This window comes from Erythrobacter sp. A6_0 (assembly GCF_017744235.1).
Lineage (GTDB): Bacteria > Pseudomonadota > Alphaproteobacteria > Sphingomonadales > Sphingomonadaceae > Qipengyuania.
In genome coordinates this window covers 830,755-855,434 of record NZ_JAGHQR010000001.1, presented here as the reverse complement: position 1 = coordinate 855,434, position 24,680 = coordinate 830,755, and the positions used below count along the sequence as shown (strand labels likewise).

The 24,680-nt window shown below is 63.5% G+C and carries 27 protein-coding genes; 12 read left to right on the top strand and 15 right to left on the bottom strand.

Annotation, left to right across the window (positions count from 1 at the left end; all coding sequences use genetic code 11):
• Window positions 1-3: 3 nt before the first annotated feature.
• On the bottom strand, window positions 4-1,773 hold the full coding sequence (gene ilvB, locus J7347_RS04280) for a biosynthetic-type acetolactate synthase large subunit (protein WP_245173783.1): 1,770 nt from the start codon (window positions 1,771-1,773) through the stop codon (window positions 4-6).
• Between the two features lie 99 nt (window positions 1,774-1,872).
• Window positions 1,873-2,838: a tRNA (adenosine(37)-N6)-dimethylallyltransferase MiaA gene (gene miaA / locus J7347_RS04275; protein ID WP_209160950.1), complete on the bottom strand. Its 966-nt coding sequence runs from the start codon at window positions 2,836-2,838 to the stop codon at window positions 1,873-1,875.
• Between miaA and serB the strand changes: the two genes are divergently transcribed.
• Both serB and J7347_RS04265 read left to right on the top strand, forming a co-directional pair.
• Window positions 2,831-3,727 (top strand): phosphoserine phosphatase SerB, encoded by an 897-nt coding sequence (gene serB / locus J7347_RS04270; protein WP_348521557.1) that lies wholly within the window; start codon window positions 2,831-2,833, stop codon window positions 3,725-3,727. The genes miaA and serB overlap by 8 nt on opposite strands.
• Before the next feature lie 77 nt (window positions 3,728-3,804).
• Window positions 3,805-4,638, top strand: a complete 834-nt coding sequence (locus J7347_RS04265; protein WP_209160948.1) for a Coq4 family protein — start codon at window positions 3,805-3,807, stop codon at window positions 4,636-4,638.
• Window positions 4,639-4,647: 9 nt separating this feature from the next.
• Here J7347_RS04265 and J7347_RS04260 read toward each other — a convergent pair whose 3' ends face one another.
• The 3 genes from J7347_RS04260 to J7347_RS04250 are packed head-to-tail and all read right to left on the bottom strand — an operon-like array spanning window position 4,648 to window position 8,253.
• Complete coding sequence (locus J7347_RS04260; protein ID WP_209160947.1) at window positions 4,648-5,343, bottom strand: nitroreductase family protein; 696 nt, start codon at window positions 5,341-5,343, stop codon at window positions 4,648-4,650.
• Window positions 5,328-7,562 carry a phosphoribosylformylglycinamidine synthase subunit PurL gene (gene purL, locus J7347_RS04255; protein ID WP_067683431.1) on the bottom strand — a complete coding sequence of 745 codons (2,235 nt, stop codon included), beginning with the start codon at window positions 7,560-7,562 and terminating at the stop codon, window positions 5,328-5,330. The genes J7347_RS04260 and purL overlap by 16 nt, the downstream gene beginning before the upstream one ends.
• A 10-nt stretch (window positions 7,563-7,572) precedes the next feature.
• Window positions 7,573-8,253 (bottom strand): hypothetical protein, encoded by a 681-nt coding sequence (locus tag J7347_RS04250; protein ID WP_067683432.1) that lies wholly within the window; start codon window positions 8,251-8,253, stop codon window positions 7,573-7,575.
• A gap of 129 nt (window positions 8,254-8,382) precedes the next feature.
• On the opposite strand from J7347_RS04250, the gene J7347_RS04245 reads away from it, so the two are divergent.
• The 9 genes from J7347_RS04245 to tgt all read left to right on the top strand — a co-directional run bounded on the left by J7347_RS04245 (window position 8,383) and on the right by tgt (window position 15,796).
• Window positions 8,383-8,649: an exodeoxyribonuclease VII small subunit gene (locus tag J7347_RS04245; protein WP_209160946.1), complete on the top strand. Its 267-nt coding sequence runs from the start codon at window positions 8,383-8,385 to the stop codon at window positions 8,647-8,649.
• A 5-nt stretch (window positions 8,650-8,654) separates the two neighbouring features.
• Entirely contained in the window at window positions 8,655-9,560 is a 906-nt protein-coding gene (locus J7347_RS04240; protein WP_209160945.1) for a polyprenyl synthetase family protein, read from the top strand.
• A 17-nt stretch (window positions 9,561-9,577) separates the two neighbouring features.
• Window positions 9,578-10,090 (top strand): pantetheine-phosphate adenylyltransferase, encoded by a 513-nt coding sequence (coaD, locus tag J7347_RS04235; protein ID WP_067683435.1) that lies wholly within the window; start codon window positions 9,578-9,580, stop codon window positions 10,088-10,090.
• 93 nt (window positions 10,091-10,183) lie between these two features.
• Window positions 10,184-10,873, top strand: a complete 690-nt coding sequence (locus J7347_RS04230) for a peptidylprolyl isomerase (RefSeq protein WP_209160944.1) — start codon at window positions 10,184-10,186, stop codon at window positions 10,871-10,873.
• Between the two features lie 25 nt (window positions 10,874-10,898).
• On the top strand, window positions 10,899-11,927 hold the full coding sequence (gene queA / locus J7347_RS04225) for a tRNA preQ1(34) S-adenosylmethionine ribosyltransferase-isomerase QueA (protein WP_209160943.1): 1,029 nt from the start codon (window positions 10,899-10,901) through the stop codon (window positions 11,925-11,927).
• A 9-nt stretch (window positions 11,928-11,936) separates the two neighbouring features.
• A complete protein-coding gene (locus J7347_RS04220) occupies window positions 11,937-12,872 on the top strand; it encodes an ABC transporter ATP-binding protein (RefSeq protein ID WP_209160942.1) in 936 nt (311 codons plus the stop codon).
• Window positions 12,869-13,633 carry an ABC transporter permease gene (locus J7347_RS04215; RefSeq protein ID WP_209160941.1) on the top strand — a complete coding sequence of 255 codons (765 nt, stop codon included), beginning with the start codon at window positions 12,869-12,871 and terminating at the stop codon, window positions 13,631-13,633. Before J7347_RS04220 ends, J7347_RS04215 begins: the two co-directional genes overlap by 4 nt.
• Window positions 13,634-13,653: 20 nt before the next feature.
• Entirely contained in the window at window positions 13,654-14,658 is a 1,005-nt protein-coding gene (locus J7347_RS04210) for a DUF481 domain-containing protein (RefSeq protein WP_209160940.1), read from the top strand.
• A 10-nt stretch (window positions 14,659-14,668) separates the two neighbouring features.
• Window positions 14,669-15,796, top strand: coding sequence for a tRNA guanosine(34) transglycosylase Tgt (gene tgt, locus J7347_RS04205; RefSeq protein WP_209160939.1), 1,128 nt, complete (start codon window positions 14,669-14,671; stop codon window positions 15,794-15,796).
• 42 nt (window positions 15,797-15,838) lie between these two features.
• On the opposite strand, the gene J7347_RS04200 is transcribed toward tgt, so the two are convergent.
• Together J7347_RS04200 and rpsD are read right to left on the bottom strand one after the other, a co-directional pair.
• The gene (locus J7347_RS04200; protein WP_209160938.1) at window positions 15,839-17,323 is read right to left on the bottom strand and encodes a diguanylate cyclase; all 1,485 of its coding nucleotides are present in this window, start codon (window positions 17,321-17,323) and stop codon (window positions 15,839-15,841) included.
• A gap of 165 nt (window positions 17,324-17,488) precedes the next feature.
• Window positions 17,489-18,103 carry a 30S ribosomal protein S4 gene (rpsD, locus tag J7347_RS04195; protein WP_067682337.1) on the bottom strand — a complete coding sequence of 205 codons (615 nt, stop codon included), beginning with the start codon at window positions 18,101-18,103 and terminating at the stop codon, window positions 17,489-17,491.
• A gap of 209 nt (window positions 18,104-18,312) precedes the next feature.
• Here rpsD and J7347_RS04190 point away from each other — a divergent pair, with 209 nt between their 5' ends.
• A complete protein-coding gene (locus J7347_RS04190; RefSeq protein ID WP_209160937.1) occupies window positions 18,313-18,624 on the top strand; it encodes a chorismate mutase in 312 nt (103 codons plus the stop codon).
• Here J7347_RS04190 and J7347_RS04185 read toward each other — a convergent pair.
• From J7347_RS04185 to J7347_RS04150, 8 genes are all read right to left on the bottom strand, one after another.
• Window positions 18,614-19,342: an RNA methyltransferase gene (locus tag J7347_RS04185; protein ID WP_209160936.1), complete on the bottom strand. Its 729-nt coding sequence runs from the start codon at window positions 19,340-19,342 to the stop codon at window positions 18,614-18,616. The genes J7347_RS04190 and J7347_RS04185 overlap by 11 nt on opposite strands.
• Window position 19,343: 1 nt before the next feature.
• Window positions 19,344-19,832, bottom strand: coding sequence for a transcriptional regulator NrdR (nrdR, locus tag J7347_RS04180; protein WP_067682331.1), 489 nt, complete (start codon window positions 19,830-19,832; stop codon window positions 19,344-19,346).
• 8 nt (window positions 19,833-19,840) lie between these two features.
• On the bottom strand, window positions 19,841-20,059 hold the full coding sequence (locus J7347_RS04175; protein WP_209160935.1) for a hypothetical protein: 219 nt from the start codon (window positions 20,057-20,059) through the stop codon (window positions 19,841-19,843).
• Between the two features lie 11 nt (window positions 20,060-20,070).
• Window positions 20,071-21,402 carry a serine hydroxymethyltransferase gene (glyA, locus tag J7347_RS04170; protein ID WP_280635659.1) on the bottom strand — a complete coding sequence of 444 codons (1,332 nt, stop codon included), beginning with the start codon at window positions 21,400-21,402 and terminating at the stop codon, window positions 20,071-20,073.
• A 1-nt stretch (window position 21,403) separates the two neighbouring features.
• Complete coding sequence (gene rpiB / locus J7347_RS04165; RefSeq protein ID WP_067682325.1) at window positions 21,404-21,841, bottom strand: ribose 5-phosphate isomerase B; 438 nt, start codon at window positions 21,839-21,841, stop codon at window positions 21,404-21,406.
• 49 nt (window positions 21,842-21,890) lie between these two features.
• Window positions 21,891-22,241, bottom strand: coding sequence for a response regulator (locus J7347_RS04160; RefSeq protein WP_209160934.1), 351 nt, complete (start codon window positions 22,239-22,241; stop codon window positions 21,891-21,893).
• Window positions 22,238-23,653 carry a PAS domain-containing protein gene (locus tag J7347_RS04155; RefSeq protein ID WP_209160933.1) on the bottom strand — a complete coding sequence of 472 codons (1,416 nt, stop codon included), beginning with the start codon at window positions 23,651-23,653 and terminating at the stop codon, window positions 22,238-22,240. Before J7347_RS04155 ends, J7347_RS04160 begins: the two co-directional genes overlap by 4 nt.
• Window positions 23,654-23,782: 129 nt before the next feature.
• Window positions 23,783-24,571 carry a PAS domain S-box protein gene (locus J7347_RS04150; RefSeq protein ID WP_245173854.1) on the bottom strand — a complete coding sequence of 263 codons (789 nt, stop codon included), beginning with the start codon at window positions 24,569-24,571 and terminating at the stop codon, window positions 23,783-23,785.
• Window positions 24,572-24,680 lie beyond the last annotated feature (109 nt).

The window sequence follows — 24,680 nt, the reverse complement described above, 5'->3', positions numbered from 1 at the left end:
CCTTCACACCAGCGCCTTGGCTTTGTCGTCGATCGATCCCGCCACGCTGTCGCCATACATCAGCATGTCGGTATGCGCCGCGCCGCTGGGGATCATCGGCAGGCAATTGGCATCCTTCGACACATGGCAATCGACGATCACCGGCCCATCATGCGCCAGCATCGCTTCGATCCCGGCATCGAGCTGGCTCTCGTCCTCGATCCGGATGCCCTTCCAGCCATATGCTTGAGCCAGCGCGACGAAATCGGGCAGGCTGTCGGAATAGCTGTTGGAATAGCGGCTTTCATAGGTCAGCTCCTGCCACTGGCGGACCATGCCCATATATTCGTTGTTGAGGATGAAGATCTTGACTGGCAGGCGATACTGGCTGGCCGTGCCGAGCTCCTGAATGTTCATCTGGATACTCGCTTCGCCCGCGATATCGATGACGAGCGCGTCCGGATTGCCGAGCTGGGCGCCGATCGCGGCGGGCAGGCCGTAACCCATCGTGCCGAGGCCGCCGCTCGTCAGCCATTTGTTCGGCCCCATGAAGCCGAAATACTGCGCCGCCCACATCTGGTGCTGGCCGACTTCGGTGGTGATGATCGGATCGGAATCGCGGGTTAGGGCGAACAGGCGCTCGATGCTCTTTTGCGGCATGATCGCGTCCGTGCCGGCCGGATAGGCGAGACATTTGCGCGCCCGCCAGCCTGCAATGCGTGCCTGCCATTCGGACAGGTCGCGGGCCGTTCGATCGCCCCAGGCGGAGACCAATTGTTCCAGCACCTGCGCGCAATCGCCAACGATGCCCAGATCGACGGGCACGACCTTGTTGATGCTGGCCCGGTCGATATCGATGTGGATCTTCTTCGCCTGCGGGGCGAACGCGTCGAGCCGCCCGGTCACCCGATCGTCGAACCGCGATCCGATCGCCACGATCAGGTCTGACCGGTTCATCGCCATATTGGCTTCGTAGGTCCCATGCATGCCGAGCATGCCGAGCCAATCCTCGTGGTCGGCGGAAAAGGCGCCGAGGCCCATCAGCGTGCTGGTTACGGGCGCGCCCGTCAGGCGCTGCAATTCGCGCAGCAATTCGCTGGCGCGCGGCCCGGCATTGATGACGCCGCCACCGGTATAGAAGACCGGCCGTTCCGCCGCCGCCAGCATCTCGACTGCGCGGGCGATCTCGTCCGAAGCGGCGGATGTCCGCGGTTGGTAGCGATGCGAGGCGAGGGGCGTGCTTTCCGCTTCGTCCACCAAAGCGATCTGGATGTCCTTGGGAATGTCGACCAGCACCGGCCCCGGTCGCCCGGTGGTCGCGATACGAAACGCTTCTTCGATGGTCGCGGCCAGCTTGGTGGGATCGTTCACCAGATAATTATGCTTGGTGCAGTGCCGCGTGATGCCGACCGTGTCGGCCTCCTGAAACGCATCGGTCCCGATCAAACCTGTGGGCACCTGCCCGGTAATGACCACCATCGGGATCGAATCCATCCACGCATCGGCGATACCGGTCACCGCATTGGTCGCACCGGGGCCGCTGGTGACGAGGACGACGCCCGGCTTGCCGGTGGAGCGGGCATAGCCTTCCGCGGCATGCGCCGCGCCGGCTTCGTGCCGAACGAGGATATGGCGCAGGCCGCCTTCGCGCTGATCTTCATTGAACAGCTCGTCATAGATCGGCAGCACCGCGCCGCCGGGATAGCCGAACACGAATTCGACGCCCTGCTGCACCAGCGTATCGATCAGGATTCGCGCGCCACTGCGCTGCTCCGACACGGTAATCTCCTTCATTGGCTCGACCTGCGAGAAACGGAAAGCAAATCGGCCCGGTGCGGGGGGTTAGCGCACCGAGCCGATCTGACAGAGACATGGTTTCTTGAAGCGACGATGTCAACGCTTGTTTTGAAATAAAGCTTCAAAAAAATTGTCGAGCGGGAATGTTTTGTTTCCCGATCGAGGCCATTGGCTTGGCGATTGATTGCGAAACCACGTGAATTGCCGCTTGGCGTATTGCCGCGTGGCGGTCGCCCCCAGCGTTTGCGCATCGTTTCGCGACAGCTCTCCGCGCAGCATCGCGGCGATTTCCGGCACGCCGATGGCGCGCATGACCGGCAAGGAGGGATCGAGGTCTCGTTCGAGCAAAGCCCGCACTTCGTCGATGGCACCGCCGTCCAGCATCTGGGAAAAGCGCCGATCGCAGCGCGCGAACAGGTCCTCGCGATCGGGGAGGAGGACCAGGGGATGGAGCGATATACGCTCTGCGATCCCGCCGGATTTGTCCGCCTGCCAGTCCAGCATGCTCCGCCCGGTCGAGCGCACGACTTCGAGCGCGCGCGCGATTCGCTGGCTGTCCGCCGGAGCGAGCTGCGCCGCACGTGCCGGGTCTTCGGCTTGCAGGGCAGCATAGGCCTCGTCGGTCGGCAGAGCGCGCACGCTGTCGCGGATGGCGGGATCGATCGGCGGGATCGCCGCGATCCCTTCGAGAAGGACCTTCATGTAGAGACCAGTTCCCCCGCACAGGATCGGCACTGCGCCCTCGCTATGGAGCGCATCGATCTCGCGCTTGGCGGCGGCGGCCCAATCGGGGGCGGAGCAGGGCGTTGCGCCATCCCAGCTGCCGAACAGGCGGTGCTCAATCCCGCCCATGTCCTCTTCGCTCGGCCGGGCGCTAAGGATGCGAAGATCGGCATAGACCTGCGCGCTGTCGGCATTGACGACGACGGCGCGGCGTCCATCGGCCTCGATCCTTTGCGCCAGCCGGACGGCCAGATCGCTCTTGCCGCTGGCGGTCGGCCCTGCGATGAGCGCGACCGGTTTGCCGGACACGGCGTTTTCAAGGGGTTCAGGCGTGATCATCGCCCGGTTGATAGCAGATCAGGCCAGCATCGGTAGCGAGCTCGAGACGCGTCTGGAACGCGCCAGCGACGCGCTTGCAAAGGCGGGAACGCCGGTGGCGCTGGCGGGCATGCTCGATTTTTCCGGTGACGTCCTGCAGATCTCGCTGGCCGAGGGGCAACCTGTGGCGGTCGCCGATATCCTCACCGACCATTTCGGCGGCTGCGACCTGCTGGTGGCGGATCACGAAATCGAGATGCCGCGCCTGTTCGTGTCCGACATGGACTCGACCATGATCGGGCAGGAATGCATCGACGAGCTGGCCGATTTCGCCGGGCTGAAGGAGCAGGTCTCCGCCATTACCGAGCGGGCCATGCGCGGGGAGATCGATTTTCACAGCGCGCTGGCCGAACGAGTCGCGCTTCTGGAAGGGCTGGAAGAAAGCGCGATCGAGCGCTGCCTTGCCGAGCGGATCGCGCCGGTCGCAGGCGCGCGCACGCTCGTCGCGACCTTGAGGTCGAAAGGCTGTCGCAGCGTGCTCGTCACCGGGGGCTTCCATCATTTCGCCGATTCGGTGGCGGAGATGATCGGGTTCGAACGCGTGGTCGGCAATCGCCTCGCGGTGGCGGACGGGAAACTGACCGGCGCGCTGGACGGAGCGATCAGCGATTCGGCGACCAAGCGCCGCGTGCTCGAAGAGGAGCTGGCGCTGCTCGGCGAGGGCGCCCGCGTGTTGGCGAGCGGCGACGGGGCGAACGACATCCCGATGCTGGAGGCCGCCGATTACGGCTTCGCCTATCGCGCCAAGCCCAAGGCGCGCGCGGCGGCGAACGGACGCATCGAAAGCGAGGATCTCACCGCGATCCTCAAACTGCTCGGCATTCCGCAAAGCGAATGGGTCGAAGGTTGACGGCTATCTTGAAGGGCGTTTACCCGATGCTTACACTAATGTAAGTAACCCGCGAACGCCCTTCACGAGTACGAGCCATGACCGAACACACCCACATTCAGTCCGATCTCGAAGCCGCCGCCGACGGCACGTTGCTGCGCGATCCGCGCAGGCCCGAACCCCGCTATTCTCTCACCAAGGCCTATGGCCATTTCCGCGACCTGCTGAAGGACAAGGAAGAAACCAGCCACGTCTTCAAGATCTTCGAATCGCTCCCGTCGAAGCATTTTCCCGGACGGGTGCGGCGACTGACCTTGAGCGAGGAGGGGGAGCGTCTGCGCAAGGCGGAACCGTTCCTGCCCACGATCCTCGACGATCACGAAACCCTGCGCAAATTGCCGCAGGGATCGGTCGCCCACGCCTATTGCGACTTCATGGAAAGCGAAGGCCTGACGGCAGCGGGACTGGTCGCCGAAGCGGACAAACTGGGCCGCCCGAAATATGGCGATCTCACCGAATGGTTCGCCTTCCGATCGCGCGACATTCACGATCTGATGCACGTGTTGACCGGATACGGGCGCGACGCGCTTGGCGAACAATGCGTGCTGCTATTCACTTATGGCCAGCAACCGAGCCACGGGCATCTGCTGATCGGCTATGCCGGGGCGATCAATATCCGCACCATGACGAAGGGCAGCAAGGCGCCGGTGATGCGCGCCGTGCGCCAGGCCCGCCGCACGGGGAATGCCTGCCCGCCGCTGGTCGATCTGCCGATCCAGGAATTGCTGGCGACCCAGTTGAGCGACGCGCGCGAATTGCTGCGTATTCCCGAACCGCACTGGTATCGCGAATGTCATCGCATCTGGCGTGAAGAGGGTCTGGATCCCTACGATCTGCTCGGCAAGGATGCGGCAGTCGCCAAGGCGGCTTAAAACCGAGATCTAAAGCCAGCTCGCAATCGTATCGAGCGGCTTCTTGCGCAAAGCATGCTCGGGCACGGTCGCATGCCTCGCCGGATGCCCCGCCACCACGATCATCAGCGGCTTTTCCCATTCGGGCCGCCCGCAAATGTCGCGCAGGAATCCCATGGGCGAGGGCGTGTGCGTCAGCGTCGCCAGCCCCGCCTCGTGCAGCGTCGCAATCAGCATCCCGCAAGCAAGACCGACGCTTTCGGTGACGTAATAGTTCTGCGCTGCGCCGTCCTCCGCGATCCCGCCCTTGCGCTGCGCGAAGCAGACGATCAGCCAAGGCGCCGTTTCGAGGAAGGGCTTGGCAGCATCGGTGCCGAGCGGATCGAGCGCGGCGAGCCATTCCTCGCTGGCCTTGGGCGCAGTGTCCTCCGCTCCGTAAAACCGCCGCTCTTCAGCCTCCGCAGCCTCGCGAATGGCGCGCCTCTTTTCCGGCGAGCCGATGACGGCGAAATGCCAGGGCTGGTGGTTGGCGCCGCTGGGCGCGGTGCCGGCGGCGCGGATGGCGTATTCGATGACCGCGCGCGGCACCGGCGTGCCGGCGAAGGCACGACAGGACCGGCGGGTCGAAAGCCGTTCGAAAGCGGCCTGCGCGCGGGCGATCCGCTCTTCCTCCGACAGGTCTGGCCGTGTCGGATAGGGAGAAGCGCCGCTCAGCTTTCCATCCATTCGCGGAAGAACCGCGTATGCGCTGCGCGAAGATCTTCGATGCTCTTACCGAACAGCGTGTCGCCGCCGGTGCGCCCGATGCGGCGGAATCCGATCGAGGCGGTTTCCGCGTTCTCGGTTCCCTTGGCGAGCGCTGCGTTCAGCGCCTCGGTATCGGGCACGGTGACGATGTAGCGGCCCTGATCCTCGCCAAACCACCATTGCGCCTGGGTATAGTCCTGGTGCCATTCGACTTCGGCGCCGATCCCGCCCGCCATCGCCATTTCAGCGAGCGCGACGGCGAGACCGCCATCGGAGACGTCATGCACCGCGCTGACGAGACCGTCGGCGATCAATTGCAGCACAATCTTGCCCGCATTCTTTTCTACCGTGAGGTCGGTCGGCGGGGTGCGCCCTTCGTCGCGGCCATGCACCACGTCGAGCCAGAGCGACTTGCCGAGATGCGAGCGTTCCGGATCGGGCGTGGCCCAGCTTTCCGCGCGGATCAGGTAGATCGCCTCGCCGTCCTGTTTGAACGGCATGGTCATCATCTTGTCGTAGTCCTCGATCAGGCCCACGCCACCGATGGCGGGGGTGGGCAGGATCGCGGAGCCGCCGCCGGTCGCCTTCGATTCGTTGTAGAGCGAGACATTGCCGCTCACGATCGGGAAATCGAGCAGGCGGCATGCCGCGCCCATTCCGTCGAGCGCGTGGACGAGCTGCGCCATGATCTCGGGCCGCTGCGGATTGGCGAAATTGAGGCAATTGGTGATTGCCAGCGGCCGCGCGCCGACCGCGCAGAGATTGCGATAGGCCTCGGCCACGGCCTGCTTGCCGCCTTCGAAGGGATCGGCATGAACGTAGCGCGGCGTGCAATCGGTGCTGATCGCGAGCGCCTTTTTGGTGCCGTGCACGCGGACCACACCCGCATCGCCGCCGGTCTGCAAGGTGTCGGCACCAACCTGGCTGTCATATTGCTGTGAGATCCAGCCTTTCGACGCGAGATTGGGGCTGGCGAGCAGCTTCAGCAGATCCTCGCCCACATCCTGCGTATCGGGCCGCTCCTTCATCGGGGCGATTTTGGCCCAGGCGGCGTAGTCTTCGCGGCTGAGATACGGACGGTCGTATTCGGGGGCGTCCGCGGCGAGCGGGCCAAGCGGGATGTCGCACACCACCTCGCCATCGAATTCGAGCACCATGTGGCGCGTATCGGTGACTTCGCCGATGACGGCGAAATCGAGTTCCCACTTTTCGAAAATCGCCTGCGCCATTTCTTCCTTGCCGGGCTTCAGCACCATGAGCATTCGCTCCTGGCTTTCGCTCAGCATCATCTCGTAGGGAGTCATCCCCTCTTCGCGGCAGGGCACTTTGTTCATGTCGAGCCGGATGCCCGCCTTGCCATTGGTGGCCATTTCGACGCTGGAAGAGGTCAGGCCCGCCGCGCCCATGTCCTGAATGGCGACGATCGCGTCGGTTGCCATCAGTTCGAGGCAGGCTTCGATCAGCAGCTTCTCGGTAAAGGGATCACCGACCTGCACCGTGGGCCGTTTGGCTTCGGCGTCTTCCTCGAAATCCGCGCTGGCCATCGTCGCGCCGTGGATCCCGTCACGCCCGGTCTTGGAGCCGACATAGACGATGGGGTTTCCGACGCCCGTGGCCGCCGAATAGAAGATCTTGTCCGCATCGGCGACGCCCACGGTCATCGCGTTGACGAGGATGTTGCCGTCATAGGCAGGGTGGAAATTGGTCTCGCCCGCCACCGTCGGCACGCCGACGCAATTGCCGTAGCCGCCGATGCCGGCAACCACGCCCTTCACCAGATGCTGCATCTTGGGATGCTCGGGCCGCCCGAAGCGCAGCGCGTTCGCATTGGCGACGGGGCGCGCGCCCATGGTGAAGACGTCGCGCAGGATACCGCCCACGCCGGTCGCCGCGCCCTGATAGGGTTCGATGTAGCTGGGGTGGTTGTGCGACTCCATCTTGAAGATCGCAGCCTGCCCATCGCCGATATCGATCACGCCCGCATTCTCGCCCGGTCCGCAGATCACCCAGGGGGCTTCGGTCGGCAGCTTCTTCAAATGAAGGCGACTCGATTTATACGAGCAGTGCTCGCTCCACATGACCGAGAAAATGCCGAGCTCGACCAGATTCGGCTCGCGTCCGAGCGCGTTCAGCACGCGCTGGTATTCGTCTTCGGACAGCCCGTGCTGGGCGACGACATCGGGAGTGATTGCGCTCATGCGCCGCGCCTTAGCCGCGCGCGCTCGCCACTGCCAGTCCGGTTTGCCGTTTATGCCACCGCGTTCGCCCGACCCAGGTCGCAAGCAAGGTTAGAATCGCGAAGGCCGTCAGCGAGGCGATCGGCAGCCATATGCTCATCCGTGTGGGTTCAGGCGCGAACCAGTTGGCGGCCTGAAACAGCAGCATGACAGCCATGAGGATCAGCGGTGGAATCACTGGCCCTTTGGTGGCGCGCATATACCAGAGGAAGGCGAGAAAGGTGATCGCCAGCTCCAGCGGCATCGCGATCGCGGGGGTGTTCCAAAGTCCCAAGCCGAATTTCTGTGGCCCGCCCGCCAAAGTCAGGTCGGGGCGATGGACGAGGAAATCGATCAGCCAGTGGCTCAAAACCACCAACCCCGCCCAGGTCGCCGCAACCGCGTTGCGCGACAGGCGCCCCACGATCAGGCCGAAGCCGAGCGCGAACACCGCCGTTCCCAGAAGGCTGTGCGTATAGGGCATGTGATGGAGATCGAGCGGGTTCATCGCGGTGATGCCGGGGACAATGCGCATGTCCTCGATTCCCAGCATCAAGAGGAGGAAGAGCGCCCAGTCTACCAGCTGCGCCGCCACGAACAGCGTACCCAGTTTCGGGCTTTCGGACGAAATCGCGCCGGCGGCGAAGGCGGGCGCCCAATGGCCTATGAACATGCGGACCGCCCCATGGCCTTTTCCCCGACGGCCTCGTCCACGATTGCGCGCGCCATTCCCGTCTCCCCCGTGGCTTTCCCCGCCACTTTACTTGACCGGCGCGCGGCGCGCGGTCAATGCTCGCGCCCCATGGACCAGGATGCCCGGGGCGATGCGACGCCCGCCATTTCCGAAATGAGTTTCGAGGACGCGCTCCGCGCGCTCGAAGAGATCGTGCGCAAACTCGAAAGCGGGGAGGTGACGCTCGATCGCAGCATCGACCTGTACGAGCGCGGCGAAGCCTTGCGCACGCATTGCCAGGCCCGGCTCGACGCGGCGCAGGCGCGGATCGAGAAGATCGTGACCGACGGGCAGGGGCGTGCCAGCGACACCGCACCCTTCGACGCAGGATCCTGACCGTAATGGAAACTCTTTCGAGCGACGATCTGCTGAAATCCTCGCTGGCGCAGGTGCAGCAGGATATCGACAGCGCATTCGACGCGTACCTCCCGGTGCCCGACGACAGCCGCGCGCGCCTCGTAAAAGCGATGCGCCACGCCACCATCGGTGGCGGCAAGCGGGTGCGCCCGCTGCTCGTCGTGGCCGTCGCCGATCTCTATCGGGTCGACCGCTCCGCCGCGATCGCCGCAGGCTGTGCGGTCGAGGCGATCCATTCCTATTCGCTGATCCATGACGATCTGCCCTGCATGGACGATGACGAATTGCGTCATGGCAAGCCGACCGTCCACCGCGCCTTCGACGAGGCGACCGCGGTGCTGGCGGGCGATGCGCTGCACGCGCTCGCTTTCGATATCCTGACGCAGAACGATGTCAGCTCCGATCCCTTCGTGCGCAGCGAACTCGTATCCGTGCTCGCGCGGGCGAGTGGGCACGAAGGCATGGCGGGCGGCCAGGTGATGGACATGGCGGCGGAAGAGCAGGATTACGACCTGCGCCAGGTGACGCGCCTGCAGCAATTGAAAACCGGCGCCCTGCTTGGCGCGAGTGTCGAGATGGGCGCGATTCTGGGGCGCGTTCCGCCCGAAGGGCGCGGCCATCTGCGCGCCTATGCCCGCGATATCGGCCTCGCCTTCCAGATCGCCGACGACCTGCTCGACGTGGAGGGGGACGAGGCATTGGCTGGCAAGGCGCTGCGCAAGGATGGCGAGCAGGGCAAGGCGACCTTCGTAACATTGATGGGAGCGGAAAAAGCCCGCGAACAGGCCCGCGCGCTGGTCGATCAGGCGGTGGGCCATCTGTCGGGGCACGGCTCCGACGCGCGACTGCTCGAGGCGCTGGCGCGCTTCGTCGTCGAACGCGATCGTTGAGCGGGAAGGGACGAGACATGAGCAAGCGCATCGGCATCTATCCGGGCACTTTCGACCCGATCACGCTGGGCCATGCCGATATCATCCGGCGCGGTGCGAAGCTGGTCGATCACCTCATCATCGGCGTCACCACCAATCCGTCGAAAAATCCGATGTTCGACACCGAGGAACGCCTCGCAATGGTCCGGCGCGAGGTCGAGGCCATGGGGCTTCGCAATGTCGAAGTCGTCGGGTTCAACGCGCTGCTGATGAAATTCGCCAAGGCGCAGGGGGCCAGCGTTATCGTGCGCGGCCTGCGCGCGGTCGCGGATTTCGAATACGAATATCAGATGGCCGGCATGAACCAGCAGATCGACGACGATATCGAGACGGTGTTCCTGATGGCGGACGTCTGCCTGCAACCGATCGCATCCAAACTGGTGAAGGAAATCGCCCTATTCGGCGGCGATATCGAAGCCTTCGTCAGCCAGGCGGTATGCGAGGACGTGGTCGCGCGGGTCGAGACGATCGGACAGCGCGGCGATTATTGACGCCGCACCATGGCTGCCACCCTATTCATTGAAACGACAGCGCGCGCCCGTTACAGCCGCCCCCGACCCCCAAACAATCACGATGGATATACGATGCTGAAGGTCACCACCGCCCTGTGCGCTCTCGGCGCTCTGACGCTGAGCCCTGTCGCCGCGCAGGCCCAGGATGCGGCCGAAACGCCCGCGGCGCAGCCGGTCTACGAACAGATCGACTACAATATCGAGAACGACCGCGAGAACATCCTGCTGCTCGACCTGTCGAATGGTGAGCGTGTCGCGATCCGTCTGATGCCGAGTTGGACACCCAACCATGTCGAGCGAGTGAAAACCCTTGCTCGCGAAGGCTTCTACAACGGCGTGATCTTCCACCGCGTGATCGACGGCTTCATGGCGCAGACCGGCGATCCGACCGGCACCGGCCAGGGCGGCTCGCAGCTTCCGGATCTGGAGGAAGAATTCAACCCGATGCCGCATATCCGCGGCACGGTTGCGATGGCCCGCGCGGCAAGCGAAGACAGCGCGAACAGCCAGTTCTTCATCGTCTTCTATCCGCGTTTCGCGCTCGACAAGCGTTACACCAATTTCGGCCGCGTGATTTCCAACATGGCGGCCGTGGACGCGATCCAGCGCGGCGAGCCGCCACAGAACCCGACGCGGATCATGCAGGCTTCGATCGCGAGCGACAACCGCCCGCCGGTTTCCATGCAGGCGATGCGCGCTCCCGGTCCGCAGACGGGCGAGGAAATGACCGCAGCCGATCTCAACGCGCCGCTGGAGGAATGATCCGGCCGGGCCGGTCCCGCTTTCGATGAAGGTCGACCTTTTCGATTTCGAGCTGCCGCCCGAGCGGATAGCGCTGCGCCCGGTAAGGCCGCGCGATGCGGCGCGGATGCTGGTGGTGCGCCCCGACGGCCCCTTCGAGGATCGCGGCGTACGCGATCTGCCAGCGCTGCTGCGCAAGGGCGATGTGCTCGTCTTCAACGACACGCGCGTCATTCCGGCCCAGCTCGAAGGCCGCAGGGGCGAAGCGAAAATCGGCGTGACGCTGCACAAGCGTATCGACCTGCGGCGGTGGCAGGCTTTCATCCGCAACGCCAAGCGCGTGAAGGAAGGCAATATCCTCACCTTCGGCGGCGGCGTGACGGCCGTGGCGGAAAGCCGGCACGAAGACGGCAGCTGGACGCTGGCTTTTCCGGGCACCGAGCCGGTCGAATTGCTGCTGGAACGCGCAGGCACCATGCCGCTTCCGCCTTACATCGCGGGCAAGCGCGCCACGGACGAGGCCGATCGCGAGGATTATCAGACCATGTTCGCCGCGCGCGACGGGGCGGTGGCGGCACCCACCGCATCGCTCCATTTCACGCCCGAACTGGTCTCCGCGCTCGAAGCGGCGGGGATCGGGCGCGAAATCCTGACGCTGCATGTGGGGGCGGGCACCTTCCTGCCGGTCAAGGCCGAGGATACCGCGGACCACCGGATGCACTCCGAATGGGGCCGTATCGAACCGGACGTCGCCGAGCGCCTCAACGCCGCGCGCGCAGCGGGCGGGCGGCTGATCGCGGTCGGGACGACGAGCCTGCGCCTGCTCGAAAGCGCCGCCACGCCCGAAGGCACCATCACCGGATGGGAAGGCGATACGGACATCTTCATCACGCCGGGCTACCAGTTCCGGGCCGTCGATGGACTGATGACCAATTTCCACCTGCCGAAATCGACGCTGTTCATGCTCGTCAGCGCCTTGATGGGGCGCGAGCGGATGCAGGCCGCTTACGGCCATGCGATCGAGAGCGAGTACCGGTTCTATTCCTATGGTGACTCCTCGCTCCTGCTGCCCTAACCGAGGGCGGTGCCCGAACCCATTCTCGAAATCGCCGGTCTGTCCAAAGTCTATTCCGGCGGCCTGAAAGCCCTCGACGATGTCGATCTGACCATTCGTCCGGGCGAAATTTTCGCTCTTCTGGGGCCGAACGGGGCGGGCAAGACCACTCTGATCGGCGCGGTCTGCGGTCTGGTTCGGCCCAGTTCGGGCAGGATTTCAGCATTCGGCCACGATCTGGCGCGCGACTGGCGCAAGGCGCGGGCACGCATCGGCCTGGTGCCGCAGGAATTGGCGACCGACATGTTCGAACCGGTCGAGCGCGCCGTCGCCCATTCGCGCGGCCTGTTCGGCCTCGCCCCCGATCCCGCCCGGATCGAGGAAATCCTGCGTTCGCTGTCCCTGTGGGACAAGCGCGGGGAACGGATCATGGCCCTTTCGGGAGGGATGAAGCGCCGCGTTCTCATCGCCAAGGCGCTGGCGCACGAGCCCGACCTGCTCTTCCTCGACGAGCCGACCGCCGGGGTCGACGTGGAACTGCGCAAGGGCATGTGGGCCATCATCGAGACGATGCGCGCGCGCGGCGTCACCATCATCCTGACGACGCATTATATCGAAGAGGCCGAGGAGATGGCCGACCGGGTCGGCATCATCCGCAAAGGCAAGATCATCATGGTGGACGATAAGGACGCGATGATGGCGCGCCTGGGCCGGACCGAGGCGCATATCACGCTCGCCCGGCCGCTTACCGAACTGCCGCCCGCGCTTGCGGCCTATCCCGTCGAACTGGAGGCGGGCGGAACCTCGCTATGCTATCGCGGCGGCGACGGTACGGGGAAGGGCAAGGGCGAGGTGGCGGCGATCACCAAGGCGCTGATCGGGGCCGGGATCGACTACACCGGTATCGACGTGCGCGAGAGCAGTCTGGAGGACATTTTCGTCTCTCTGCTGGGAGAAAACGCATGATCGGTTGGCGCTCGACCTGGTCGATCTACACGCGCGAATTGATGCGTTTCCTGCGCACCGCGTTCCAGTCGGTGCTTGCGCCAGTGCTGACCACCGCGCTCTATTTCATCGTCTTCGGCGCGGCGATCGGCGGGCGGATGCCCGACCTCGGCGGCGTGGAATATGGCGCCTTCATCATTCCCGGCCTGCTGATGCTGACTTTGCTGGGCGAGACGACCAGCAATTCCAGCTTCGGGATCTACATGCCGCGCTTCACCGGCACGATCTACGAATTGCTGTCCGCCCCCATCGGCGTGGCGGAGACGCTGATCGGCTTCGTCGGCGCGGCGATGACCAAGAGCCTGATCCTGGCCGCGATCATCCTTCTCACCGCGCGCCTGTTCGTCGATTATTCGATCGCGCACCCATTCCTCGCCGTGATCTACATCATGCTGGTTGCCGCCGCCTTCAGCCTGTTCGGCTTCATCCTCGGCATCTGGGCTGACAATTTCGAGAAGCTGGGCATCATCCCCATGCTGTTCCTCACCCCGCTCACCTTCTTGGGCGGGACCTTCTATTCGATCGATATGCTGCCCAAGCCCTGGGACATGATCGCGCTGTTCAACCCGATCGTCTACCTAGTCAGCGGACTGCGCTGGACGTTCTACGGCAGCAGCGATGTGGACATCGGGATCAGCTTCGGAATCACGCTCGGCTTCCTCGCCCTGTGTGTGGCGGTGATCGCATTCATCTTCAAGACGGGGTGGCGATTGCGCGCCTGAAGATTTATGGGGCAGGGGCTATGACGCTACGCCTTCGCCATCTGCCCCCGCTTCTCCTGTGTGTCGCCGCGCCGGTATTCGCGCAGGACGATACGCCGCCGGTCTCGCAGGCCGAACCCCTGCCCGAAACCTTGGCCGAACCCCTGCCAGAACCGGTGCGCGCCATGCTGAAAGCCGCCGCCGAAACGAACGATCCGGCGGTCTTCAACGCCGTGACGGCGACCGCGCGCAAGACCAATCCCGACAGCGCAGCAGAAATCGCCGCGCTCGAAAAGGATTTCGCCGAGACGCTCAGGGAGCGCAAAGCGCAACTCGCGATCGTCGAGGAGCGCGAATTGCGCGAGGCTGGCCTGTTCCAGAACTGGTCCGGCAGAGGCGAATTGGGTGCGTTCCGATCGACCGGAAACAGTGAAAATGTCGGCCTTACCGGCGGGCTCACGCTGGAGCGCGAGGGGATCGACTGGACTCACAAGCTACGCGCGCGCGCCGATTACCAGCGCTCGCGCGGGATCACGAGCCGCGAGCAGTATTTCGCTTCGTACGAACCGCGCTACCAGATCGGTGAGCGCCTGTTCGCCTACGGTCTCGGCCAGTTCGAGAGCAATCGCTTCCAGGGCTTCGACGCGCGATATGCCGTTTCGGGCGGATTGGGATACAAGGTGGTCGAGAGCGACAACCTGCAAGTGTCGGTCAAGGGCGGCCCGGCCTTCCGACACACCGAATTCGTCAGCGGAGACCAGGAAAGCAGCCTTGCCGCGCTGCTCGGTTTCGATATCGACTGGACCTTCGCCGAAGGCCTGAAGCTCACTCAGGACGCGAACGCCGTCGCCGAGGCGGGTGGCCAGGCCGTAGCGCTGATCGGCGGGCCCAGCACCACGCTGTCGCTGGTGACCGGCCTCGATGCGAAGGTCAGCGACCGGATCACGACGCGTTTTTCCTATGCGCTCGATTACGACAGCGATCCTCCCCCCAACGCCGTCAGCACCGACACGCTGACGCGCTTCACTCTGGTCTATGGTTTCTGATCCCGCCGCGATGACCGCTCCCCGTTTCGAATTCACCATCGCCGCCAACGACGGCGCGGCACGCACCGGCGTCATCCGGATGCGGCGCGGCGACATTCGCACGCCTGCCTTTATGCCGGTGGGCACCGCAGCCACCGTGAAGGCGATGAAGCCGGAAACGGTGCGCCGGACGGGGGCCGACATCATCCTCGGCAACACCTATCACCTGATGTTGCGCCCTGGGGCGGAGCGGGTTGCGCGGCTTGGCGGGCTGCACAAATTCATGAACTGGCATCGCCCGATCCTGACCGATAGCGGCGGCTATCAAGTGATGAGCCTGTCGGACCTGCGCAAGCTCACCGAACAGGGCGTCGAATTCCGCAGCCATATCGACGGGTCGAAGCATATGCTGACGCCCGAACGCTCGATGGAAATCCAGCGGCTGCTCGGCAGCGATATCGTCATGGCCTTCGACGAATGTCCGCGCGCCGATCAGCCGCGCGACGTGATTGCGAAGAGCATGGAGATGAGCATGCGCTGGGCGAGGCGCAGCCGCGAAGGCTTCGATGCGGGCGGCGAACATGCCGAAAAGGCCGCTTTGTTCGGTATCCAGCAGGGCGCGCTGGACGAGGAATTGCGGCGCCGATCAGCCGAGGCGCTGACCGATATCGGCTTCGACGGCTATGCCATCGGCGGTCTGGCCGTTGGCGAGGGGCAGGAGGCGATGTTCGCCACCCTCGATTTCGCCCCCGGCCAATTGCCGCAGGACCGGCCGCGCTATCTGATGGGCGTTGGCAAGCCCGACGATCTGGTGGGCGCGGTGGAGCGCGGAGTCGATATGTTCGACTGCGTGCTGCCGAGCCGGTCGGGCCGCAACGGGCAGGCGTTTACCTGGGACGGCCCGCTCAATCTCCGCAATGCTCGCTTCGCCGAGGATCAGGAACCGCTCGATGCACGGTGCGCCTGCGACGTGTGCGGCACTTACAGCCGGGCCTATCTCCACCATCTGGTGAAAGCGGGCGAAATTCTGGGTGCCATGCTGATGACCGAGCACAACATCGCCTTCTACCAGCAATTGATGCAGACCATGCGCGATGCGATCGGAGAAGGGCGCTTCGCGGCCTTCGCAGCGGATTTTCGCCGGGACTATCTCAAATAATCGGGTCCGTCGGAGCGACGCCCCGGGTGAATGCCGAAACCGTCAGGCCGCTTGCGAGACTGATTCCGTGGCCGCTTCACGCGGTAGCCAGATATCGCGTCCCCGGTCGCTGAGCACGGCGCTGCCGCGCCTGCGCTCCTTCGCCTTGTAAAGCGACTGATCGGCCATGTGAGTCGCGCGTTCGCGATCGATCATGGTATCGCGAAGTCGGACCGCACCGATCGTCCCACTGACCATGAAGGTGGAATCGCCGCTCGGTGACAGGCGCAACTGATCGAGCAGACGCTGAATGACCGTTTCGAGGTCGGCAACGAGAGCGGGATCGGTGATGAGCAGCACGAATTCGTCACCACCCAGCCGCGCGGCGAAGCTGTCATTGAGCCACGGCGCGCTCAGCACCTGGGCGGTCTTGACCAGCAATTCGTCGCCGACGGCGTGGCCGAAACGATCGTTCGCTTCCTTGAAACGATCGAGATCGATCAGAAGCAACGCGACGTCGCTTCCCGATGCGAGCGGCGCATAGGTTTTGGCATCGAAGCTTTCATTGAATCGGCGTCGGCTCGCAAGTCCGGTCAACTCGTCGGTGTTGGCCTTATGGATCAACGCCTGTTCGAGGCGATAGCGTTCCGTGACATCCTGAAAAACTCCGATCAGCGCGACGGTCCTGCCCTGATCGAGCTCCACCTCGCCCATGGCACGAACGCGGCGCTGACGCCCGCACGCGGTAATGAAATCGACCTCGAGATCGTAGGGGCGGCCCGTCGCGATCGCTTGATCCACCGCTGCCGACAGGATCGCCCGGTCCGAAGGAGGGTAGAAGCTGAGTGCATCCTCCAGCATCTCCTCCTGCCCCTTGGGCACCTCGTGGATGGCATAGACCTGGTCCGACCATTCCACGCGATTGTCCGCAAGGCACAGGCGCCAGGTTCCGAAGCCCGCAATCTTTTCACCTTGCCGCAGCTGCCGGTGCGAACGCTGCTGTTCGGCCAATAACTCGGTCAGGCGCTCCGCCGATCGTTCCGCGAGTGCTGCGTCAATTGCCGCCTGGACCAGCGATTGCGCCGCCAGGCCGAGCTGTTCGAGGGTTTGACGCTCCTGAGCGGAAAAGCTGCGCGGCACGAAATCGACCATGCACAACGCGCCGATCGGGACCAGATCACTATCTTGGCCGATCCTGACCCAGATCGGGCGACCGGCGTAAAACCGCATTCCGCCATCCGTCACCAATGGATTGGCGGAAAAGCGTGCGTCCTTCGTCAGATCCTCGACCACCAGAAGATCTGTTCCATCGAAGGCGTGGCGGCATATCGATTGCTCGACGGGCATTTCGCAGATGGAAGGGTCGGTAACCGCCTTGAACCATTGGCGATCGCATTCCACCACACTGATCGCGCCGATCGGGCAGCCGAACATGGTTGCCGTGGCGCCGGCGAGGCCGTCGAACTGGGCCTGCCGTGTCTCGCCGAGAAGTTCGGCAACGGCCTGAGCGTGAGATGCGCAAAACGCGGTCGGATTGGAAACGGTCATGCGCCCGCTATACGGTCCTCAGGGTTGAACTTGGCCTGAAAGCTTTGCCGTAAAACTACGTAGTTCGAGTAGCGCTTCGGGCGGCTGCCTGAGAGGGAAACCGGAAACGGAAAAGGGCGGCCCCGAAGGACCGCCCTTTCGATGTTGCCATAAGGCTGGAAGCGATCAGCGCGAGTAGAACTCGACGACCAGATTCGGTTCCATCGTGACCGGGTAGGGCACTTCGTCGAGCTTGGGCACGCGAGTGAAGGTCACCTTGTCGTTGCCGTCTGGCGCGACATAGTCGGGGATTTCACGCTCGGGCAGGCTCTGCGCTTCGATCACCAGCGCCATGTCCTTGGCCTTGCTGCCGAGGCTGACGACATCGCCGACCTTCACGCGGGCCGAGGCGATGTTGGTCTTCTTGCCGTTCAGATAGATGTGGCCGTGCGAAACGATCTGGCGTGCGGCGAAGATCGTCGGCGCGAACTTGGCGCGATAGACCACCATGTCGAGGCGCTGTTCGAGCAGGCCGATCAGGTTCTGGCCGGTATCGCCCTTGATACGCGCGGCTTCCTGGTAGGTGCGCTTGAACTGCTTCTCGGTCACGTCGCCGTAATAGCCCTTGAGCTTCTGCTTGGCGCGCAGCTGGAGGCCGAAGTCCGACATCTTGCTCTTGCGGCGCTGACCGTGCTGGCCGGGGCCGTAGGAGCGCTTGTTGACCGGGGAATTGGGACGACCCCAGATGTTTTCACCCATCCGGCGGTCGAGTTTGTACTTGGCGCTCTTGCGCTTCGACATAAGTCGTATCCTTCGATTTGCTGTCGCCACCCCATTGGTGGCGCTTGAACCCGGTTTCGCACCGCATGGGCTGTTCCCATGCGCGGCCACCGCTTCACCGGGGTGCGGAGCCAATTCGCGAAGCGCGGCCCTTAGCAAATATCGCGGATGGGTCAAGCGGGGCGTTCCGCGCTCGACAATCCGGGCGCGCGCGGGCAGGGCGCTGGACCATGGAAACCGATTATATCCTGCCCGACGATTGCACCTCCATGCTCGAGGTACGCCGCGGCGTCGATGCGACCGATCGCGAATTGATGGCGCTTCTCGACCGCCGGTTCGGATACATGCGCGCCGCCGCGCGGATCAAGACCGACCGGGGCGTGGTGCGTGACGAGGGCCGGAAGGCCGAGGTCATCGCTAACGCCCGTAAGGACGCCGACAATCGCGGCTTGCCTGCGGATAAGATCGAACAGATCTGGGACCTTCTGGTCGAGACCTCGATCGCCTACGAACTGGCCGAGTGGGACCGGATCAGGGCTTAGCGCTCGGCTTTCCCTCGTGCTGAAGGCTCGACAGGACGCCACGCAGTGTGCGCACTTCGAGATGGTTCCAGCCCGGTTTCGTCAGCACGCCGCGCAGCGTCCGGCGAGTGGCGTCGGTGCGGGATTCGGGCAGGAAATAGCCCTTGGGCTCCAGCATCCCCTCCAGATGCGCGACCAGACCATCCAGCTCTTCCTGCGGCGCGGGCGGCAAAAGGTCTTCCTGCGTCGGTTGGACCAGCGCCTCGTGCTTGGACCATTCGTAAGCGCACAGGATTACGGCCTGGGCGAGGTTCAGCGATCCGAATTCGGGATTGATCGGCACGGTCAGGATTGCGCGGGCGAGAGCAACATCCTCGGTCTCTAGCCCTGAACGCTCCGGTCCGAACAGGATCGCGCTGCGCCCTTGCGCCTGCGCCATCGCGCTCGCCGCTTCCTCGGGCGTCACGACAGGCTTGGTCACCCCGCGCTTGCGCACGGTGGTGGCATAGACATGCGCGCAATCGGCCACGGCTTCGGCAGCGGTCTCGAACACGCGCGCCTGTTCCAAGACCACGCTCGCCCCGGCTGCCGCAGGACCGGCGGATGGATTGGGCCATCCGTCGCGCGGAGATACAAGGCGCATTTCGACCAGCCCGAAATTCAGCATCGCCCGCGCCGCCTTGCCGATGTTTTCGCCCAATTGCGGACGGACGAGAACGATGACGGGTTTATCGGCCATTCTATTCGGCCCGGCGTCCATCGGCCGCTTCCTGCACCGTGCTGGCGAATTCCTCGAAATCGCGCGCCTCGCTGAAATCGCGATAGACGCTGGCGAAGCGGATATAGGCCACGCTGTCCAATTGGCGCAGACCGTTCATCACCATTTCGCCGATGCGTTTCGACGGAATTTCCGCCTCGCCCGCAGTCTCGACCTGGCGCTGGATTCCGGACACGAGCTGGTCGATCCGTTCCTGTTCGACGCTGCGCTTGCGACAGGCGAGGGCGATCGACTGTTCCAGCTTGCCGCGATCGAAGGGCTGGCGGCGGGCTTCCTTGCCTTCGCCGCCGGATTTCACCACCGTCACTTCGCGCAATTGCACGCGTTCGAAGGTGGTGAACCGCGCGCCGCAGCTGGCGCATTGCCGCCGCCGCCGGATCGCGGAATTGTCTTCCGTCGGGCGGCTGTCCTTGACCTGGCTATCTTCGTTGGCGCAAAATGGGCAGCGCATTCAGAGGCTTACTTTTTGATCCTGTTGTAGAATGCGAAGCCGGCACCGACCACGGCACCCACCGGGAGCGATATGACCGGCAGCAGCGCACCGGCCAGAGCGCCGATCGCGGCACCGGCCAGAACAGGCTTGGTCGATGGGTGGTCCATTCCGCCCTTGGCCATGCCGGAGACTTCCGCCTTGGCGTCTTCCACCCAATCGTTACGGCGTGGATCGCGATTGTCCATGTTCGTACTCCTCAGCGGCCCGGATAGACCGGGAAACGATCGCACAGCTCGCTCACGCGATCGCGCACGCTCTGTTCCACGGCGGCATCGCCATCGGCGCCGCTTTTCGACAGGCCATCGACCACTTCGGCGATCAGCTTGCCGATCGTGCGGAATTCTTCCGTACCGAAGCCACGGGTCGTGCCCGCAGGCGTGCCGAGGCGCACGCCGCTGGTCACGAAGGGGCTGCGCGTATCGTAGGGAATGCCGTTCTTGTTGCAGGTCAACCAAGCGCGATCGAGGCCCTTTTCGGCATCCTTGCCGGTTACGTCCTTCGCGGTAAGATCGACCAGCATCGAATGATTGTCCGTACCGCCGGAGACCACGCGAAGTCCGTTCTCTTCCAGGCTTGCGGCAAGGGCGCGGGCATTGTCCACCACGGCGCTGGCATAGTCCTTGAAATCGGGTCGCAACGCCTCAGCAAAGGCCACGGCCTTGGCCGCCACGATATGCATCAGCGGGCCGCCCTGCATGCCGGGGAACACCGCCATGTTGATCGGCTTGGACAGTTCGGGATCGTTCCACAGGATCACGCCCGAACGCGGACCGCGCAGGCTCTTATGCGTGGTGCTCGTCACGACATGGGCATGCGGCATGGGCGAGGGGTGGGCACCGCCGGCGACCAGGCCGGAAATGTGGCTCATATCGACCATCAGATAGGCGCCGACTTCGTCTGCGATGCGGCGGAAGCCCTCCCAGTCCCAGGTGCGCGAATAGGCAGTTCCACCGGCAATGATCAGCTTGGGCTTGTGCGCCTTGGCCGTAGCCATGACCGCGTCCATGTCGATCAGTTCGTCTTCCTGGCGCACGCCATAGCTGACCGGGTTGAACCACTTGCCGCTCATATTGACGGGCGATCCGTGCGTCAGGTGACCGCCCGAATTGAGGTCGAGCCCCATAAAGGTGTCGCCGGGCTGAAGCAGGGCGAGGAACACCGCCTGGTTCATCTGGCTGCCGCTGTTGGGCTGCACGTTGGCGAATTCGCAGCCGAAGAGCTTTTTCGCCCGCTCGATCGCCAGCGTTTCGACCACGTCCGCGTAATCGCAGCCGCCGTAATAGCGCTTGCCCGGATAGCCTTCCGCGTATTTGTTGGTGAAGACGCTACCCGCGGCTTCCAGAACGGCGGAGGACGCGATGTTCTCGCTCGCGATCAGCTCGATCTTGTCCTGCTGGCGCTTCAGCTCGTTGCGGATCGCGCAATAAATTTCGGGATCGGCTTCCGACAGGCTGTCATGCCAAAACCGGTCGGTCGGGCTACGGTCTTGCGAGGCTGGCGCGTGCGTGGGGGCGGGCTGGGTGGCCAAGTCAGATCTCCGGATTGGACAGTTTGTCGACGCGGCGCTGGTGCCGGTCGCCGAGAAAATCGGTCGAAAGAAAGGCTTCGAGGCAGGCCTTCGCCATGTCGGGCCCGGTCAGCCGCGCGCCCATGGCGATGACGTTCGCATCATTGTGCGAGCGTGCAAGTTCGGCGCTCAGCGGTTCCGAGACCAGCGCGCTGCGGCAGGCCGGATTGCGATTGATCGCGATCGAGATCCCTATGCCGCTGCCGCACAGCGCCACGCCGCGCTCGGCCGTTCCATCGGCGATGACGCCGGCGAGCTTGTAACCGTAATCGGGATAATCGACGCTGTCGGTCGTGTCCGGCCCGAGGTCGGCGACTTCATGGCCCTGTTCGATCAACCAGTCGCGCAATTGGGACTTCAGATCGATGGCGGCATGGTCGGAGGCAATGGCGATACGCATGGCTGCAGCGCATAGAGGCGATGCGGCGATGTTTCCACCTTCTTCGCGTTCAATTTCCGCATTCGAGCTTTTCGCGGATGTCGGCAAGGCGATAGGGTTTCGCAATGGTCGGGCATTGGGCGAACTGGCCCGGATGCTCGGCATTCCCGTAACCGGTCGCGAAAACGAAGGAGATGCCCAATTCGCTTAGGCGGGCGGCCACCGGATAGCTTTTCGTGCCGTGCAGATTGACATCGAGCACCGCGCAGTCGGGCGGAGCTTTTTCGATCGCTTCCAGCGCGTCGACGACGGTGCCGACGAGCACGACTTCGGCACCTAGGTCGAGCATCATGTCTTCCAGACCCATCGCAATAATGGGTTCGTCCTCCAGAAGCAGAACCGTCTTCCCGATCCAGCTCACAAGACCGCCTCGATCCTGCATTCGAAGCCGTCGGACGAATATTCGAGTTGGGCGCTGCCCTGGCCGACGCCGAAACCGCGCTGGATCAGGCGCGATCCGAAACCACGTGTGACCGGTTTTTCAACCTTCGGCCCATTGCGTTCCTTCCACAGGAAGCTCACTTTCGTGCCATCATGCGTGACGGCAGCATCCCATTCGATGGAGATACGGCCCTCTTCAGTCGACAATGATCCGTATTTGATTGCATTGGTGGCCAATTCATGGACGACCATCGCCAGGGCGACCGCAGGCTGCGGCATGATCGCCAGCTTCGGACCCGAAATGCTGACCCTGGGATCGTCGTCGGCAATCGTCGCGTCGAGAGTGCGGCGTACGACCGATCCGAGATCGGCCGTTTCCCAATGGCGTTCCGTCAACAGATTATGTGCGCTTGCCAAAGCGGCAAGACGCGCTCCGAACACTTCCAGCGAGGAATCGCATTCGACGCTGCGAAAGGATTGCTGCGCGAGGCCCTGGACGACAGCGAGGGTGTTTTTCACCCGATGGTTGAGCTCATTGACAAGCAGCCTTTGATGATCCTCGGCCTGCACCTCTTCGGTGGCGTCGTGCCCCTGGATAAAGATTCCTTGGACGGCGCCACTCTCGTTGAAGATCGGCTGAAAGATGAATTCGAGAAACATCTGCTCCAGCTCACCATCGGGCGAGGTTTGCATCATCACCTCTTCACGGTCGCCGAAATAGGGCTCTCCCGTCGCGAAGACCCGGTCGAGCGTATCGACGAAGCCCTGCGCGATGATCTCCGGCAAGGCTTCCCCAACCGTCTTACCGATCAGATCCCGCCCGCCCACAAGCTTGCGATAGGCGGCGTTCGCCATGACGAACCGATGCTCGCGCGTTCCCAGCACGGCGACGAAGCCGGGTGCCTGCTCCAGCAGGGCGCGCAACTGCGTCAATTCCTTGTTCGCATCGGCGTAGCGTTCTTCCACCGCCTGAGCCCGCTTGAGCACGCCCATCGCCTCGCGCATGCGCCGCAACTGCTCCACTTCGGTGATGTCGACCGTATGCTGGAGGATCAGGTCGACCTTGCCGTTCTCGTCCACAATCGGGGTATGCGTGGCACTCCAGAAATGGGTATCGAAGCTGCCGTGCTGGTCGGGAATATCGTAGCGGATATGCGCGATTTCGTCGATTTCGCCGGTTTCGCGCACGCGGTCCAATGAAGCACGCAATTGCCGGTAACTTTCCCCTTCGCTCGGAAACGCTTCGAACAGGTTCTTACCGGATATTTCCTCCAGATCGCGCATCGTGACCTTGAGGTATTCCTTGTTCGCCCAGACGATCGAGAGGTCACGATCGAGAAGCACGTAAGGATTGGGGGACGCGTCCAGAAGGCGTTCAAAATCCGGAGTCACGCGGCGTGTTCCCTCTCAGTGCCTTGCATCGCAAGAGGGTGGAGCGGCAAAATTCGCCGCGCATCCCTCTCACTCACAAAGACTGGCCAAAGAGGCGGTTCCAGCCAAAATTATTAAATTTGTTAATGCTCAGCCATTCTGCGAGCGGCTTGGCGGCTCGCCACACCGTGCGCAGTCCTGAATTATGAATGCGGTGCAGTTCTGAAAGCGCCCGCTCGAAAATGGTGAGCAGATCATGCGCGCGGGCGCGAGTTCGGCTCCGTCGGTAAGATATTCGATTTCGACGGTCTCGGTTTCGAGCCCTCGCCGCTCGAGACATTTCTCGACCTTCTCGCGAGATCCGGGTGAAAGGACGCGATAGATCGAAGCGTCGTTCAGTAATCGGCGTTTCACTCCGAGCAGGACTGCAAGACCGAGACTCGCCCGCAGGATGGTGCCGTTTGAATCGACGATGCCCGAACCCACGCCCCCGAGTTCCTTCGATGCCTGATCCCTTGCGAGCTCCTGCATGATGTTTTCGGTCGCACGAGTCTGTTCGGTGACGTCATCCGCGAAGATCGCCACGCCGCCTGGCCACGGGCGGATCACATAGCGGAAGAACCGCCCTTCGCGGTGCGATGAAGGAAGTTCAAACCGTTTTTCCTGACCGCTTTCCAAGACCTGCTGGGCGCATATCAGAATAAAGCTGTCATTGGCCGTCTTCGCGATATTGCCGAACTGATGCCCGATGACGTCGCCGCTAGAGTAACCGAAATAATCGAGAAAAGGCTTGTTCGCGCGTCGAACCCGTAGCGTATTGTCCATGATCATGATGAAGGTGCTGACAGTGTCCAGTACCAGCCGTAATTTCTCGTCGATGTCATGGACTTCGACGTTGGAAAGAGACGACATTCGATCGAAATCCGACTGCGGGACCATCACGAATTCGTTTCGCTTGTGCGAGGTGATCTGGACCGGGCCATGTTCGAGCATTGCGCGGACACGAGGCATATCGCGCACCACGTCCGTCAGAGTGGCCGTGCTCGGA